Here is a 13,851-nt window from a genome sequence, read left to right on the forward strand (position 1 = left end):
CTAAAAACAAAACAATTATCGGCAAAAAAGAAGCCTATCTTATATGAATTACGCTCTTATATAAAAAATTAATACGTTGTGGAAAACTTACTTCCCATTTTCTTTTATGTAATCACCCATTAGTTCTAAAAATGTTTTAAACAATTGATTATCACTTTTTTCAAATTCGCTTATAAGTTTGTCTAGATATTCTTTATTAATGTCATAACTAGAAATTATCATCTTCCATGCTGCTATTCCAGCTTCATCAACTATCTCTTGATCAGAATGTTTTAATAATCTTAAGATATTATCAAGTTGTTCTGCTAAGATTTCTTCATCATAAAGCATGTTATTGAATGCCTCTATCCCTGTTAGAACATCTATTTTTTCTTGACTTAATACTAACTTTCTCGCTTCTTCCAAGGTATAGGATATCACTTCTTCTCCCTCATCATCTTCTTGCATTTCTTCCTCTATTTCTTCGTGAAGATAGAGATTTTCTAGCATCTTATCAAATGAAGAATATATTTCTATTATCCTCTCATTATCTGTTTGTATGAATATCACTTTAGGCTCTTCTGTTTTATCGTAATCTAACGCAAGCCATTCATGCCCATCCCCACTTAATAAAATGATATTTCTCCTTTTGATTTCCCATTCTTTCACATAATAATCCGTTTCCATAATTCCGTTATTTTCTTTTATTCCTAATAAGTGGTCTATTATAATATGGTTATCATTTTCCCATCGATCCAGGGATATTGGTAATGCATTATAATGTAATTCTCCACCGTTTTTTTGCTTTAAAAGATTTATATATGCTTTAGGAAGCTTCACATTAAAATGCTTTTCTGCTAGATTAATATCTTCGTTCGTTAAACGACTTAAAGTATAACTACTCTCGTCTTCTTTCCAGATATCCATACCTAAATTCCCCTTTCTCCAAAAAACGTTATTATTTCCATTTTTTATTATATTATACAAGTAGGTTTAATAACAAAAAATCTCAATTAATAACAAGACTATACAACTATTAAATATTTAAATAGTTGTATAAATTTTCCTTTTAACCTTCCTTTCTTCACAAAAATTGCAACTTTTTCAATTACCAACCGTATAACTAGTAAATGATCCTAAAGGCGATGATAATTATGTTTAAATCTGATTTAGCAAACTTAATTTCTAAGCTAGTTTTTTATTTTATTATTCATATGATTGTTTTAGTTAATGGTTTCTTTAATGATCGATTACATTTGATCTTTCTAAGCCTTTTTATATTGTGGGTTTCCATAGACGACATCATAAAATATAAAAAACGAAAAAGGAAGGAGTCTTAAAGAGCTTCTCTTTTCACCCTTTCTTTCCGTTTATAAGTTACAAATTTAGACATAAATCACCATTTACTGTAACCTCCAAGAATGTTAGGCTTTTATTATATAGGAGGTTACGTACTGTGAAGGATAAACTTTTATATATAATATTAATTAGTATTTTACTTACTTTTACTTTTGTTGGATTTGGTATTCAGCAATTAATTGAACAATGCTATTCAACCAAAGGTTCGAACTGCGACATCTTTTTTCTTTAAAATAGATTGTTTCTGTTTATTATAGAAATGCAAATTATTCCATTAGAATAGAGTGTCTAAGTTGAAGATAGAAACTAACGACAAATTATAGTAATACATAATTCTGACTCCATTTTATTAAAAGATTGGCAAAGCGCATTGGATCTTATTATGACAATTAGCAGCGAAACTGGCAGTAATCAAAGAAGCTATATCCGATGATTTTTCAAACTTTGTACAAGACTTGTTGGAGGTATCCTTCCAAAGTTCATTAACTACCAGTAATGCCTTTCTTACTTACTGTCTGCTTTTCCTCTACCTTTGTAATAGACTCTTTTTTGTCCGTTCGGTGTATAGATTAGGAGATGCTCTCCTTTTTCATCATGTTCCGATTCAGCTAAATTACCAAATATGTAAATTAGGCCAAAACCATCACATTCCATTATTAAACGATATGCTTGCTCCTGGTTATAAGCAACAACTAAGTGGTTTTGGTCTCTTGACCTAATCAGATAATCAGACACCAACTGTTGTTTTACTTGAACGGGTCACTTCTAATGTGACATCATAAGAAGCAGTAATTATTTGTTTTTATTTAGGAGAAAAAGTAATCATTCATTTTATAAGAGTACCGTCTACTTCAAATGCATTCATTAAACCAACAAAACTTTATAAACCTATAACACTATCGCCTTTCCCAGAAATAAAATCGTTGCATGCAAGCCTGATATACCCTAAATATTCCCATGTAAAGTCTTTGAATGAAGTATCTTGTGTAACTGAAACTAATTGATTTCTATTTAAGAATAAGACCTTTTTTTACCTTCTAACATTGATTTTCTAGCTCCAACCCAGTTCACAGTAAACCTTCCTCACAATAGTTATTGAATCGTTAAATATTAATTGCTAAGTGTGTTATCATAGATAGAAATACGCATAAGAATAAACCGAACACTGCTCCAAAAATCCCCACTATTACATAACCCTTCATGTTCTTATCCCACATAAGTTATCAATTTAGCAATAACCCAATTATCACTAGACAACCATCTCTTTAATTTATTCAACATAAAATAAAACAAAAAATTAATGGAGGTATAGGTTAATGCAACGAACAATAATTACCGGTCTTAATGGTGGTGCTATATACCAAAACTTTCCGAATCCCACTTATGGAGCATGGAACCAACAATTGTTAGGATATTCACCCTATCATTATATGATTGGAAATCAATATTACCAAATTGCTCCAAGACCACCAGGAACACAGATTTCTTCTCCCTATTTAGGACCTAATGTTCCGTTCAGTATTAGAAGAGTGTTTTAATATCTTATATTGCTCTTCCTCCCAAAGGAAGGAGAGCAATATTAAGATATTAATCCAATTCTTGGTTCCGACACAAATGTCGGTAGCAAATACCGAACAATAGTTTCAAGCTGCACAACAAAATAAACATTTACTAAATTTAATTATTGATGTTAGTATTCTTAATATAAAAAATTCGGGGGCGATATTATGTCATTTGCAAACACACCAAAACCACCCTATTACGCTGTGATTTTCACTTCTAAAAGAACAGAAGAAGATGATAAAGGTTATGGTCAAGTTGCTAATTTAATGGTTGAACTTGCTTCTAAACAACCAGGCTTCTTAGGTGTAGAAAGTTCTAGAGATCAAGATGGCGTCGGCATTACTGTTTCATATTGGGAAAATCTAGAATCTATAAAATCTTGGAAAGAAGTAAGCGTCAAATAACTCCCACCTTTATCAAGATGGGAGCCTATAGTATTATTTAGATAACTTATTAAAGACTATACAATTTACAGGAGTTGATGATGACCAAGGAAGCAATTGATCTAAGGCTTTATCATCTGTCAAATCAATATTGGGAAGCTGCTCAAACAGATAGCGAAGGTAGTAAAATGGATTTAATCCATTTGCTTTGGCTGTCTCCACAATGCTGTATATAATGGCACTTGCTCGTGCACCCTGCGGTGTATTTGCGAATAACCAATTTTTCCTTCCAATAATTACTGGTTTAATGGAGCGTTCGCTTCGATTATTATCTATCTCCAAACGTCCATCCTCTAAATAGGCCACTAACTTATCCCATTGATTTAGACTGTATGCAATAGCTTTTCCAAGTGCACTCTTTGGTAAAACTTTTTGTTCTTGTATTTTAAGCCATGACAAATAAGCGTCTAGTACTGGTTTACTTTGCTTAAGACGTTCATCATAACGATCTTTTGGATCAAGTTCTTTTAATTTACGTTCAATCGCAAAAAGTTGATTACAGAAATTTAGACCTTCTGTTGCTGTAACTGGTTTTGTGCTATTTGCTGGCATGGATTTTAGTGCATCCGTGTACATTCTACGGGCATGACCCCAACAGCCTACCAGTGTTACATCGGGTACCTTATGGTACCCGGCATAACCATCAACTTGTAAGTATCCTTTAAAACCATTCAGGAAGTTCTTCGGATTTTCTCCTGCCCTTGTTTCCTGGTAATCATAAAGAATAATGGGTGGTCCTTCTTTTCCTGTGCGATATAACCATAAATAAGATTTAGATGTGGCTGGTCTGCCAGGTTCGTGTAGAACTTGGAGAGTAGTTTCATCAGCCATCAATAAATCCAGCTTTAATAAAAGGGAATGCATCCGATTATATAGTACACTTAACCACCGATCCGTACCAATAATCATCCAGTTGGCAAAAGTTTGACGAGACAGATTAATACCCATCCTATTAAATTGTTGTTCTTGACGATATAAAGGAAGACCATCTACATATTTTTGAGTCATAATATGTGCCAAGATAGAAGGAGATGCTAGGCTTCCCGGTATAGCCGGTTTGGGCGTAGGTGCTGTTTTAATAGGTGTATGAATCTCCTCATGCTCACAATGGCGACAAGAATAAACATACTTAACATGTTTTTTCACTTTCAATTCCGCAGGAATATAAACTAGCTCTTGTCGAATGTCTGTACTCATTTCATGTAATGCTCCACCGCAACACGAACAGACCTGTTCCTCAGTTGGCAAACGATATTCAATCGTTTCCACAGGCAGGTTTTCTAACATCGCTTCACGTTGACCACGTTTTTTACGACGACGCTGAAAGGAAATAGATTCTAAAACAGGTTCTGGTAACTCAGAATTTGATTCCTTTTCGATCTCATTAAAAAGTTCCAATTGACCAGGGAGAGTTTTTTCGCTTGATACGCCGAATCTTTTATGTTGCAGAAGACGAAGCTGTTCTTCAAGCCATTTTAATTTGGCTTCTAATTCGTTTTTTTCTTTGAGCTTCGCCTCTAATTCTGCATTTTGCTTTTCCAGCATTTCTAAGCGTTTTAGAAGTTCTTCAGTTGTAGGAGTTTTGGTAGATAATTTCGCTGTCTTTTTCATGAATTTATTATACAACAAGATAGACAAATTTTCGATTTTTCATTATTTAAATAACGGTTCTTGCAGTTACGACAGGATGGGCATGTTTTTGTTCCAAGGATAACCCATCTAGTAACCAATTTAGTTGTCGCCTAGTTATTATTAAAGGAGTAGAACCATTGTCATCTGATGGCCATTGGAATTGTCCCTTTTCAAGTCGACGGTAATAGAGCCAAAATCCATTTTTATCCCAATATAAAATTTTCATTTTATCTCGCTTTCTATTACAAAATACAAATAGATTAGGAGAAAAAGGATCTAGATCAAAGGCTTCTTGAACAAGTACAGCTAATCCATCAATCGATTTTCTCATATCCGTGACTCCACGTGCGAGATAAACGCGATCAACAGTAACTTCATTCAACATTCTCTTTCAATACCTTTATGACATTTGTAAGAAGTGTAGGATCAAAGCCAGGATTTACTTCGATAGAAACAGTGCCGACCTTGATCATTAAAGAACTGCATTGTGTTGGTTTAGTTTCTTCTATGATTACTGAAACCCACGAATTATTCTCTTTCTCCTTATGTTGATCTTTAATTCTTTTTTTCCAATATCCAAATTGATGATAACTTACACCATTAGCCTCACACCATTTAGCCTGGGATTGACCACTTGCTTTGTGGGCGGCAATTCTCTCTTCCCATTCTTTCCGTAATGCTAGATTGCGGCTTTTAGTCATGAAAAAACCTCCTCAAATTTATAGTATTTGAAAAGATTATCTCAAAGATTATTATATATAAACATGTGGGAAGAGTTTGACGCTTACGGAAAGAAAACATGCCTCACCAAAAAGCTCAAGAAAAAGGTAAAAGTGATTGGTATTCCAAATACATAACTCGCATTAGTAAAGTGGAAAGAGATTATTCTTTTAGCATATAAAAATTGATCTGTGGCTTCGTGCAATCGAAGCTCTTTTTATTACACATTAGTTATCTTTCTGCAGCTCCTCCCATTACTAACACCGTATCGCTAGGACTCCATTTTTTAGATGTTTGAGCAACTATCCCGCGAACCATAGCATACAAATCATTGGACTTAGTTGTATTGCATCCGAAATTAATGGTAAAAGAATCTTTATCGATATACTTTCCGTCCACAAGACTAGCACAATTTATTGTCGCACTTCCTGCATCTATTATTCTCACTAGTACTGTTTGTGGATTACTCCAAAACGCCGCTCCTCCTTCTGCTGCTACTTCTACACGATTTATTTTGATTGTCTTTTTCACTCCGTTTAAAGTTAGATCGTGAGAGCCTAGTAACATGTTCTTGATCCGTTCTTTTTCTATGGAATATGCTTTTTAATTGGCTGACCAACAACAATCTGATATGTTGTTCCAGGTAGATGATGTAATGCTAATAAGACTCTTATTTTTGTATCCTCATGGGCTTTGCTATCTACCATAAGTGAGCCGCCAAACTCCGATTCAGCAAGCGCCAGAGTACCTGCAAAACCTTTTCTACCGTTAAATTCGAATATCATATCATCCTTTCCGTGACTACTTTCTATGTGCCTATTACGGTATTCTCCAATAGCACTTTTAAACTTAACTATTCCAAATCTACTTGCATATTTAACCTCCTCATTTCCAGGATCAATGCCTACTATTTCCATGAGTCTCACCTTCTTGCAAAATATTAAGTAGTTAATATACTATATGGCAGTTATCTCTATTAATGCCTGTCTATCAAAATAAAAGTTAAAAAATATCTAAATAAAAATTAAAAAGGATTTTACAAGATTGTACAGAATATTGATACTGAGGTGTTTATAGATGAAAGTACATATTGATAAGTACATTGAAGAAAGTGGATTACGGAAAGGCTTTATTGCGAAGAAGTTGGACATTTCATCTACTCAACTATCGAATGTCCTAGCTGGTAGATCTTTCTTAAGAACGCCTAAATTATTTTTGTTGGGGAAAATATTGAATTGTAAAGTGGATGACTTTTACGAATTTGAGGAGGATGATTATTTGAAATAAAAACAGCCCAACTCATTTGAGAAGGGCTTCTTTTAAACTACATTAACCAAATTTATATTCTTACTATTTCTTTATCTTTCATTATCATTTAAATACTCAGATATAAGATAGAGAAACGTTTTAAATATTTGATCTTGTCTTTTTTCAAAATCTGAAATGACATAATTTATAAATTCTCTTTTCACATTATAGCCCATTGTAATGGCACTCCAAGCCTTTTGTGCAGCGTATTCGACCACATCCTCCTCATCATGTTTTAACAATCTAATGATATCATCTTGGTGTTCGGCTAAAATGTTGTCCTCATATATATAATGTTCGAATGCATCAAGTCCATTTTTAATTTCAGAAATATCATTACTTCTTACTAATTTTCTTGCTTCTTCAAGTGTAATTATAATTGCACCTTCGCCAACTTGATCATTTTCATTTTCTTCTTGAATAAAAAGATTATCTACCATTTCATCAAACGATGAATATAATTCTATAATCTTGTCTTCCTCTGTATCGATATAGATAACTTTAGGATTCACTGAATGATTGTAATCTAATGCAAGCCATTCATGGCCATCACCACTTAACAAAATAATATTTTTTCGTTTTATCTGCCATTCTTTCACATAATAATCTGTCATCATGATACCCTCATTTTCTTTTATCCCTAATAGGTGCTCAATTAATAAATAATTATCACCTTCCCAACGATTTAGAGATATTGGTAATGCGTTATATAATAGATTCCCTCCGTTCTTTTCCCTTAAAGTATCAATATATGCCTTTGGCAATTTTACACGAAAATGCTTTTCTGCTTTATCTATATCTTCACTTGTTAAATTATTTAGAGTATAACTACTCTCTTCAGATTTCCAAATATTCATAATTTTAACATTCCTTTCATATAAATGTTTATTTTTGTAAAAAAATAATATATTATGTAATTTAGGTAAATATTCTGACTTGTTACAATAATATACCAATTTATTAAAAAGGAGAAGAGTTGTGAAAAAATATATTTTAAAAATAGCAACAGTATTATTACCAATTCTATTAATTTTTAGTACATTAAGCGAAGCAAATATTAACGCTGCACCAAATATAAATATATACCCAAAAGATCCAAGCGATCCTGTTACAGAAGAACAATATGAATACCTTGAGCCAGATTTAAAGACTTATGAAGATATCAATATAGACGAACTAGAAACAGTACCAGTTGAAACCTTAGAAGATGAACCTGAAAATATTGATGATTTTGATGATGAACCAATTATCGATTTTGATTCTGATTCAGAATCACCTGATAAAGCGCCTGCAATAGAAGAAGCTGAAAAAAATAATAATCCTCCCTATGGTGGAGCTATAAATATCTATCCTACTACAAGAATAAAAACAAATGGTAAAACTAAAACAGTAGAAGTTCAAGTTTTTAAAGGAAATGGTAAGAAGGTATATGAAACGGTTAAAAATGGTCATATGGCTAATAAATATCACCCAGTGACTAAAACTTTCTATAATAAAAATTCTTTCCCCGTATTCCCTGGTAAATCTTTTACAGTTTCATCTAAATATTGGAAGTCGTCTAAATCAACGGTTTGGAATCAAATAAAAGGTGATGTAAAAAAGCTGTGACTTCTGATTTCAATTATTCTAAATTATTTAATCAAAAGCAGATTAATCAAATAAAAAATGGAAAATTCCCTGATGACTTTAGATTACATCACCATGAGAAATCAGGAAATTTCCAATTAGTTCATAAAAATTTACATGATAAAACTGGCCATACCGGCGGCAAATCTATTTGGGGTAGCTGGTAAACAAATAATAAGATAGAAAATATCCGCCTTTATATTTTATAAAATTCGGAATATTTACCCAATTAAAGGATAAGCCCCTCTCACCTAAGAGAAGGGCTTTTGTGTGGAGCCTAAGCTGTACAACTATTTTATATCCATCCACATTACTTTATGCGGATTTTTTGCTTTGGATAGATTTTATCAATATTTTTAATACTTGGATTTAACTTTTTGATTGCTGTAACGGTTGTACTATATTTCTTAGCAATCTTAGTTACATTGTCTCCACTTACAACTGTATGATATTTCTTAGTGTGTACTTTAATGTTTGTCCTACATAAATTTTATTCGGCCGTTTAATTCTTGCAGACGTTTAACTGTAGTACCCCATTTAGATGCTAGTTTACTTAATGCATCTCCACTTTTCACCTTATATGTCTTAGTAACTTTCTTAGTTGTGCTTGCGGCTGGTTTGGCAGCAGTTTCTTTTTTATCTACAGAAAACTTTAACTTTTGGCCAGCTTTAATTAAATTTGCATTTTCAATATTGTTCCAACTGGCTAGATCTTTGACAGTCACGTTAAAATCATTCGCAATCTCTGAAAGAGTATCACCACTTACAACCGTATATATGCCATCAGAATTCTTCTTACATTTGCTCGGAGCTGATGGTTTTGTAACGATTTCACTACCTACTTTAGTTTCTTCTGGAACAACAACTTTCACATCTCCCCAATGACCAGGTTCTTTTTTAATATCATTTCGGTCAATCGCTACTCCTGCAACTTTGACATCATTCTCAAACTGATGCATGTGAATAAAATCAGCAACATGACCGCGACTCCATGCATATGTTTTCCAATAGTAATCAACTTTTCCTTTCACCGCTTGCATTACATTGTAGGAACCATATATCCCAACCTTATAATCCTTCAATTATGATTTAATACCTTCCACAAACTTTAAAATTTTGCTCATATGACTAGACTGAGCATTGAAATCTACAGCAAAGTAAATAGCTGTCCCTTCTGGCTGTTCAACTGCTTTTGCAAAACCCTCAGCTTCTTTCGCATGAGAAATTCCCTGCTCCTTGCTAAAAAATTGAATTCCATTATTACTTTTCTGAAAAATACTAATCAGCTTTAAACCAGCATCTTGAATTGCCTTTGTCTCCGCTTTATCAAAAGACTTCCAACTATTCCCGAGATAACGAGCCACATATTCAAAGCCCTCTTTTCTCAAACCAGCTGCTGTTATACTATTTAATTTAGTTGCACAATCAAATCCTTTTACCATTATCCATTCACACTCCATTTAATTTTTTATAAAAGAAATTTATAAAAGAAAAAGGATAGCCGTCATAGCCATCCCTTACTTTGTTATAGATTTAGCTCCACTGTATAATCCACAAGCTGACAAACCAATGATTAGTCCATATACAATCCCTGTTTTCAGGTCCACATCCAAATATAAAATCCCTACCGGTACCCCCAAAAGAACAGAAACTAAAGGAGCATACCTAACTGGTAATCCTAAACTTTTCTTAAACAACTCCACTAATGCAATAAATACTTCAACTGTTAATTCTCCCACTTCCAACCTCTCCCTTACTTTAATTTTTGCTTGATATCATCCAATTTCGTAATGACTAAATCATACTTATCACTAAACTTATCAAGCAGATCCTACAAACGATTTTCCCTCTCCTTGTTATTCTTCATAACATAAATAAGGAGCCATACGAATAATAACGCAAATGGCCCCTGAGTAAGAAAGTATTTAGTTAGTTCTAATTCCAAAATGGTTTCACCTCCTCAAAAGGACATAAAAAAGACTCCTCCTAGTGGAAGAATCCAAAAATACCATTAAATTTAACGATAAAAACTTGCAACAAAATTTTTCACATTCTCATCTGAAACAACATTCGTGTATGCAATATTAACATTCAATCTATTTGTACTAGGCTCTGCTACTATATCTATATAGCTAACCAAATCATACCTAGCATTGGGAATTACAAGTTGAACAAGCTAACCAGGATTGAGTATCAAAAACATTTAAACCGATTAAGTGAAAAATATGCTAAAACAACCGTACAAACCATCCATTCCATTTTCTGTACTGCCATAAATAAAGCTGTTGAACTTGAGTTATTGCAACATAATAATTTTCTAAATCTGAAAGTTCAAAAAGATAATGAAATAGAAAAGAGAAATTATTTAACTAGGGATGAGGTCAGTACTTTTATTAGAACAGCAAAAAAGGCAAGCCTCATCACTACTTGATTGTATCCTTCTTATTAAGAACAGGTCTTCGAAAAGGTGAACTATTAGCATTAAAAAGGCAGGACATTAATTTTGAAAAAAACTTATTGTCATTTCGAAGTCTAGAAATGATAAAAAAGTCATAAAATCTAAGACGTCTTCTAGCTTCCGAACAATTCCTATAGGTGATAAGCTTATTAAAGATTTATCAGCGTATAAAGATTGGCAAAAACAGAATAAAGAGAGATACGGGGAGAAATACATTGATCAGGATTATGTCATTACAACGTGGAGTGGAAGACCACTAGGTCCATATGGTATCAACAAAGTACTCAAAAGCATTATTGATAAAACAGATCTTCCTAAAATTAGTCCACACGGCTTACGTCATACACATGCTATTATGATGCTCGAGAGTGGTAATGATATTAAGGTTGTTAGTGAGAGACTTGGACACCCAGCACTTAACGTGACCTCTGATGTATATTTATATATAACCAAAAAGCACGAGTTGGAAAGTGTTAACCGATTAGAAAAGTATCTAGAAGGAGATGAAGAAGATGAGGAATAAAAAATTGGGGGGGAAATTGGGGGCAACGAACATTTTCACCCCCTCATAACCCCTGTAAATCCCGCTACATCACGCGTTTAAATATGCATTTTCGTAAAGTTTCATATGTTTTCGATATGTATTTATTTAGTAGGATTTTTTAAAACTGTTGAATAATTATTTTTCATTTTATTTTATCGTGTGATTGCACATTGGTGGTCAATTGTGTGGTCACATGATTTTTTGGTGGTCATTTTTTTCAAATTGCTTTCCCTACATCTGCAAGCAAAGATAAAAATAATGGTGACAAATTTACAAGCACATAACCAAGACTACAGTTCATCATTAATTTATATCCATAATCTTTTTGGCCAATCATTATAAGCAATGCTCCACCAGTAATCATTACTCCCGCAATAGGAAGAGATAAACCAACCATCAAATCAATTAGTGGATCAAATGCATGTGCGATTGTATCCATCGCTGCAGCTGGTACTGCTTCTTGTGCAAAAGCTGATTTAGTTGCTAATTGACCAACAACTGGTACCACAGTGCCCCATTTAATAAAACTTTTAATCTTCTGTTCCTTTATCGTTTTCTTTTCTTCTTTATACTTTCCAGACATAAAGGTGTTAAAATTAATCGTCTCAGTATACATGTTCATCCCCTCATTTCACTTTTTTATAAATGCGATATAAATCAAACCCTAATTTAGCTGTCTTTTTCATGTTTCTACTATTAAATAACTTCCTTTTCTTTTTCTTCTTTTTGGTCACTGTAACCACCTCACAGAATTATTAAATATAGCAAAATTGATCCGATTGCATACATTCTAGTCGGCTTAAAAGTAAATAAAGCTAATATAAAGATACACACAGCAATTGCACCAGTTGGATCTCCATAGATTTGTGTAAATAGCCATCCTCCAAACTCTTTCATTAAATCGCTAAATTTATCTAAGTAATCAATCATGATGAACCTCCTTACATGATGTCATTAGCCGTATCATAAATGGAGTTTGAACAATTGTGGACCTCAAATTTTTATAAATGCCCCTACCTGGTATGTCCGGTAAATCTTCCGCTCCTGCTTCATCCAATACAACATTTGAAGCAATAGAAGTGTCGAGAACATAACATAAACGCGCAATTATATTCCGTTTAGTTTGAGATGGGATTACTTCAATTGTTGGGTATTGGGTGCAAAACACTAAATAATAACCAGCTGATCGTCCTCGACGTGCTATATCTGTGATTATTTCCATAGCCTGTGGGTAATCGGCTAAGTCTGCTGCTTCATCGATAAAAACAAAATGACGTTCCTTTATTCCCGCTTCTTTTACATCTTTATAGCCGTTGTCTACAACTTTTTTAAAACTGCTATTCATTCTTTCTTGTATTTTTTTTAATGTCTGTTCTGCTTCTTTAGGATCTCGAGCGTAGTATTCAACTTGTTTGCAATCTTTATATCTGTGAAAAGCCGAACCACCTTTTAGATCGATTAAACTTAATTTTGTATTAATAGGCTCTTGATGAATAAGACTAGTTACAAATAGTTTCATTGCAACACTCTTTCCATAACCAGTAGCTCCAGCAATAATAAGATGTTTAGCTTTATCAAAGTCATGCACTATCGGTTTGCCTTCTCTTGTATAGCCAACAATAACTTTAAAATTCTTCAATAACATTGATTCATTCCATTCGATTTTAGGTGGCATTGGAGAGTTATAAACTTTAATTCGCAACATGCCATCAAAATCAAATACAACTTCTTTTTTGCTTATTTTTTTAGTGGTTAGAATGGTTTTAATTTGGCGTAGGATTGTTTTATCTAGTTTGATAGTTAGGAGGTCAGAAGGTTGAAATAGAAGGTATTTATGGCGTGTATTTAGTCCGTCTTCAAGTATTTGTTTATTTGATTCTATTTTGTTTCGGTCAAATCCTAGTGGCAATTGAAATACATATTCTGTTCCATTTTTAAATTTACTTTTCCGATGCAATCGCATGGTTTCTCCATTTGCTCCAATCCAACCAGAATTACGGAAAATTGTCTTAATTTTTTCTGTGTCATTGATTGGGGAGGAAGATGTTTGTAGATAAGAGTATCCAGCAACACCAGCCATCAAAATTGATGAAGCGATTGAGAAAAACATTTTGCCACCTCCATTTAGGTATTTACATAGTAAATAGTTACTGTTGTTTAGAATGTTCTGATACAAGCTAAATCGAAGGAATAATAGAGTTCGAAATATTCTTTTCTGA

Annotated in this window: 19 protein-coding genes and 3 pseudogenes; 7 read left to right on the plus strand and 15 right to left on the minus strand. The window is 33.2% G+C overall.

Annotation, left to right across the window (positions count from 1 at the left end):
- Nucleotides 1-87 precede the first annotated feature (87 nt).
- Both NST60_RS00990 and NST60_RS00995 read right to left on the minus strand, forming a co-directional pair.
- Nucleotides 88-906 (minus strand): SMI1/KNR4 family protein, encoded by an 819-nt coding sequence (locus NST60_RS00990; protein ID WP_016201230.1) that lies wholly within the window; start codon nt 904-906, stop codon nt 88-90.
- 942 nt (nt 907-1,848) lie between these two features.
- Nucleotides 1,849-2,058 (minus strand): annotated as a pseudogene (locus tag NST60_RS00995) (PBSX family phage terminase large subunit); the annotation flags it as partial.
- 596 nt (nt 2,059-2,654) lie between these two features.
- Here NST60_RS00995 and NST60_RS01000 point away from each other — a divergent pair.
- A complete protein-coding gene (locus NST60_RS01000; RefSeq protein ID WP_016201227.1) occupies nt 2,655-2,876 on the plus strand; it encodes a hypothetical protein in 222 nt (73 codons plus the stop codon).
- A 186-nt stretch (nt 2,877-3,062) separates the two neighbouring features.
- A pseudogene (locus NST60_RS01005) lies at nt 3,063-3,290 on the plus strand (antibiotic biosynthesis monooxygenase family protein); the annotation flags it as partial.
- Nucleotides 3,291-3,338: 48 nt separating this feature from the next.
- On the opposite strand, the gene tnpC reads toward NST60_RS01005, so the two are convergent.
- The 5 genes from tnpC to NST60_RS01030 form a co-directional block, all read right to left on the minus strand.
- Nucleotides 3,339-4,889, minus strand: coding sequence for an IS66 family transposase (gene tnpC, locus NST60_RS01010; protein WP_341099768.1), 1,551 nt, complete (start codon nt 4,887-4,889; stop codon nt 3,339-3,341).
- A 112-nt stretch (nt 4,890-5,001) separates the two neighbouring features.
- Nucleotides 5,002-5,361, minus strand: coding sequence for an IS66 family insertion sequence element accessory protein TnpB (gene tnpB / locus NST60_RS01015; RefSeq protein WP_341098000.1), 360 nt, complete (start codon nt 5,359-5,361; stop codon nt 5,002-5,004).
- Nucleotides 5,351-5,677 carry an IS66 family insertion sequence element accessory protein TnpA gene (gene tnpA, locus NST60_RS01020; RefSeq protein ID WP_341098001.1) on the minus strand — a complete coding sequence of 109 codons (327 nt, stop codon included), beginning with the start codon at nt 5,675-5,677 and terminating at the stop codon, nt 5,351-5,353. The genes tnpB and tnpA overlap by 11 nt, the downstream gene beginning before the upstream one ends.
- Before the next feature lie 250 nt (nt 5,678-5,927).
- The gene (locus NST60_RS01025; protein ID WP_169188399.1) at nt 5,928-6,263 is read right to left on the minus strand and encodes a ParM/StbA family protein; all 336 of its coding nucleotides are present in this window, start codon (nt 6,261-6,263) and stop codon (nt 5,928-5,930) included.
- Between the two features lie 20 nt (nt 6,264-6,283).
- Nucleotides 6,284-6,613 carry a ParM/StbA family protein gene (locus tag NST60_RS01030; RefSeq protein ID WP_040342588.1) on the minus strand — a complete coding sequence of 110 codons (330 nt, stop codon included), beginning with the start codon at nt 6,611-6,613 and terminating at the stop codon, nt 6,284-6,286.
- A 160-nt stretch (nt 6,614-6,773) separates the two neighbouring features.
- Between NST60_RS01030 and NST60_RS01035 the strand changes: the two genes are divergently transcribed.
- Nucleotides 6,774-6,983, plus strand: coding sequence for a helix-turn-helix domain-containing protein (locus NST60_RS01035; RefSeq protein ID WP_224428111.1), 210 nt, complete (start codon nt 6,774-6,776; stop codon nt 6,981-6,983).
- A 71-nt stretch (nt 6,984-7,054) separates the two neighbouring features.
- Here NST60_RS01035 and NST60_RS01040 read toward each other — a convergent pair whose 3' ends face one another.
- The gene (locus tag NST60_RS01040) at nt 7,055-7,861 is read right to left on the minus strand and encodes an SMI1/KNR4 family protein (RefSeq protein WP_101729997.1); all 807 of its coding nucleotides are present in this window, start codon (nt 7,859-7,861) and stop codon (nt 7,055-7,057) included.
- A 121-nt stretch (nt 7,862-7,982) separates the two neighbouring features.
- Here NST60_RS01040 and NST60_RS01045 point away from each other — a divergent pair, with 121 nt between their 5' ends.
- Both NST60_RS01045 and NST60_RS26715 read left to right on the plus strand, forming a co-directional pair.
- A complete protein-coding gene (locus NST60_RS01045) occupies nt 7,983-8,612 on the plus strand; it encodes a hypothetical protein (RefSeq protein ID WP_224428110.1) in 630 nt (209 codons plus the stop codon).
- Complete coding sequence (locus tag NST60_RS26715) at nt 8,609-8,797, plus strand: HNH endonuclease (RefSeq protein ID WP_224428109.1); 189 nt, start codon at nt 8,609-8,611, stop codon at nt 8,795-8,797. Before NST60_RS01045 ends, NST60_RS26715 begins: the two co-directional genes overlap by 4 nt.
- Before the next feature lie 312 nt (nt 8,798-9,109).
- Here the strand turns inward: NST60_RS26715 and NST60_RS01055 are convergent, their stop codons facing one another.
- From NST60_RS01055 to NST60_RS01070, 4 genes and pseudogenes are all read right to left on the minus strand, one after another.
- A complete protein-coding gene (locus NST60_RS01055; protein WP_016201222.1) occupies nt 9,110-9,712 on the minus strand; it encodes a LysM peptidoglycan-binding domain-containing protein in 603 nt (200 codons plus the stop codon).
- Nucleotides 9,713-10,072, minus strand: coding sequence for a glycoside hydrolase domain-containing protein (locus tag NST60_RS01060; RefSeq protein WP_224428108.1), 360 nt, complete (start codon nt 10,070-10,072; stop codon nt 9,713-9,715).
- A gap of 75 nt (nt 10,073-10,147) precedes the next feature.
- Nucleotides 10,148-10,369, minus strand: a complete 222-nt coding sequence (locus NST60_RS01065) for a hypothetical protein (RefSeq protein ID WP_016201220.1) — start codon at nt 10,367-10,369, stop codon at nt 10,148-10,150.
- Nucleotides 10,370-10,383: 14 nt separating this feature from the next.
- Nucleotides 10,384-10,578 (minus strand): annotated as a pseudogene (locus NST60_RS01070) (BhlA/UviB family holin-like peptide).
- Nucleotides 10,579-10,758: 180 nt separating this feature from the next.
- Here NST60_RS01070 and NST60_RS01075 point away from each other — a divergent pair.
- Both NST60_RS01075 and NST60_RS26720 read left to right on the plus strand, forming a co-directional pair.
- Entirely contained in the window at nt 10,759-11,061 is a 303-nt protein-coding gene (locus NST60_RS01075; RefSeq protein WP_268870219.1) for a hypothetical protein, read from the plus strand.
- Between the two features lie 121 nt (nt 11,062-11,182).
- Entirely contained in the window at nt 11,183-11,611 is a 429-nt protein-coding gene (locus NST60_RS26720; protein WP_445304403.1) for a tyrosine-type recombinase/integrase, read from the plus strand.
- Nucleotides 11,612-11,849: 238 nt separating this feature from the next.
- Here NST60_RS26720 and NST60_RS01080 read toward each other — a convergent pair whose 3' ends face one another.
- The 3 genes from NST60_RS01080 to NST60_RS01090 all read right to left on the minus strand — a co-directional run bounded on the left by NST60_RS01080 (nt 11,850) and on the right by NST60_RS01090 (nt 13,742).
- Nucleotides 11,850-12,248, minus strand: coding sequence for a hypothetical protein (locus NST60_RS01080; RefSeq protein WP_224428107.1), 399 nt, complete (start codon nt 12,246-12,248; stop codon nt 11,850-11,852).
- A gap of 128 nt (nt 12,249-12,376) precedes the next feature.
- Nucleotides 12,377-12,562 carry a hypothetical protein gene (locus NST60_RS01085; protein ID WP_224428106.1) on the minus strand — a complete coding sequence of 62 codons (186 nt, stop codon included), beginning with the start codon at nt 12,560-12,562 and terminating at the stop codon, nt 12,377-12,379.
- Nucleotides 12,555-13,742: an FtsK/SpoIIIE domain-containing protein gene (locus NST60_RS01090; protein WP_341098004.1), complete on the minus strand. Its 1,188-nt coding sequence runs from the start codon at nt 13,740-13,742 to the stop codon at nt 12,555-12,557. The genes NST60_RS01085 and NST60_RS01090 overlap by 8 nt, the downstream gene beginning before the upstream one ends.
- Nucleotides 13,743-13,851 lie beyond the last annotated feature (109 nt).

It is taken from the genome of Niallia sp. FSL W8-1348 (assembly GCF_038006745.1).
Taxonomy (GTDB): Bacteria; Bacillota; Bacilli; order Bacillales; family Cytobacillaceae; genus Niallia; species Niallia alba.

What these genes read in the sequence shown, in the direction of transcription:
- tnpA (WP_341098001.1), bottom strand. Translation starts at nt 5,677, where the DNA reads ATGACTAAAAGCCGCAATCTAGCATTACGGAAAGAATGGGAAGAGAGA.
- NST60_RS01060 (WP_224428108.1), bottom strand. Translation starts at nt 10,072, where the DNA reads ATGGTAAAAGGATTTGATTGTGCAACTAAATTAAATAGTATAACAGCA.
- NST60_RS01090 (WP_341098004.1), bottom strand. Translation starts at nt 13,742, where the DNA reads ATGTTTTTCTCAATCGCTTCATCAATTTTGATGGCTGGTGTTGCTGGA.
- NST60_RS01040 (WP_101729997.1), bottom strand. Translation starts at nt 7,861, where the DNA reads ATGAATATTTGGAAATCTGAAGAGAGTAGTTATACTCTAAATAATTTA.
- NST60_RS01085 (WP_224428106.1), bottom strand. Translation starts at nt 12,562, where the DNA reads ATGATTGATTACTTAGATAAATTTAGCGATTTAATGAAAGAGTTTGGA.
- tnpC (WP_341099768.1), bottom strand. Translation starts at nt 4,889, where the DNA reads ATGCTGGAAAAGCAAAATGCAGAATTAGAGGCGAAGCTCAAAGAAAAA.
- NST60_RS00990 (WP_016201230.1), bottom strand. Translation starts at nt 906, where the DNA reads ATGGATATCTGGAAAGAAGACGAGAGTAGTTATACTTTAAGTCGTTTA.
- NST60_RS01025 (WP_169188399.1), bottom strand. Translation starts at nt 6,263, where the DNA reads ATGTTACTAGGCTCTCACGATCTAACTTTAAACGGAGTGAAAAAGACA.
- tnpB (WP_341098000.1), bottom strand. Translation starts at nt 5,361, where the DNA reads ATGTTGAATGAAGTTACTGTTGATCGCGTTTATCTCGCACGTGGAGTC.
- NST60_RS01000 (WP_016201227.1), top strand. Translation starts at nt 2,655, where the DNA reads ATGCAACGAACAATAATTACCGGTCTTAATGGTGGTGCTATATACCAA.
- NST60_RS01030 (WP_040342588.1), bottom strand. Translation starts at nt 6,613, where the DNA reads ATGGAAATAGTAGGCATTGATCCTGGAAATGAGGAGGTTAAATATGCA.
- NST60_RS01080 (WP_224428107.1), bottom strand. Translation starts at nt 12,248, where the DNA reads ATGTATACTGAGACGATTAATTTTAACACCTTTATGTCTGGAAAGTAT.
- NST60_RS01035 (WP_224428111.1), top strand. Translation starts at nt 6,774, where the DNA reads ATGAAAGTACATATTGATAAGTACATTGAAGAAAGTGGATTACGGAAA.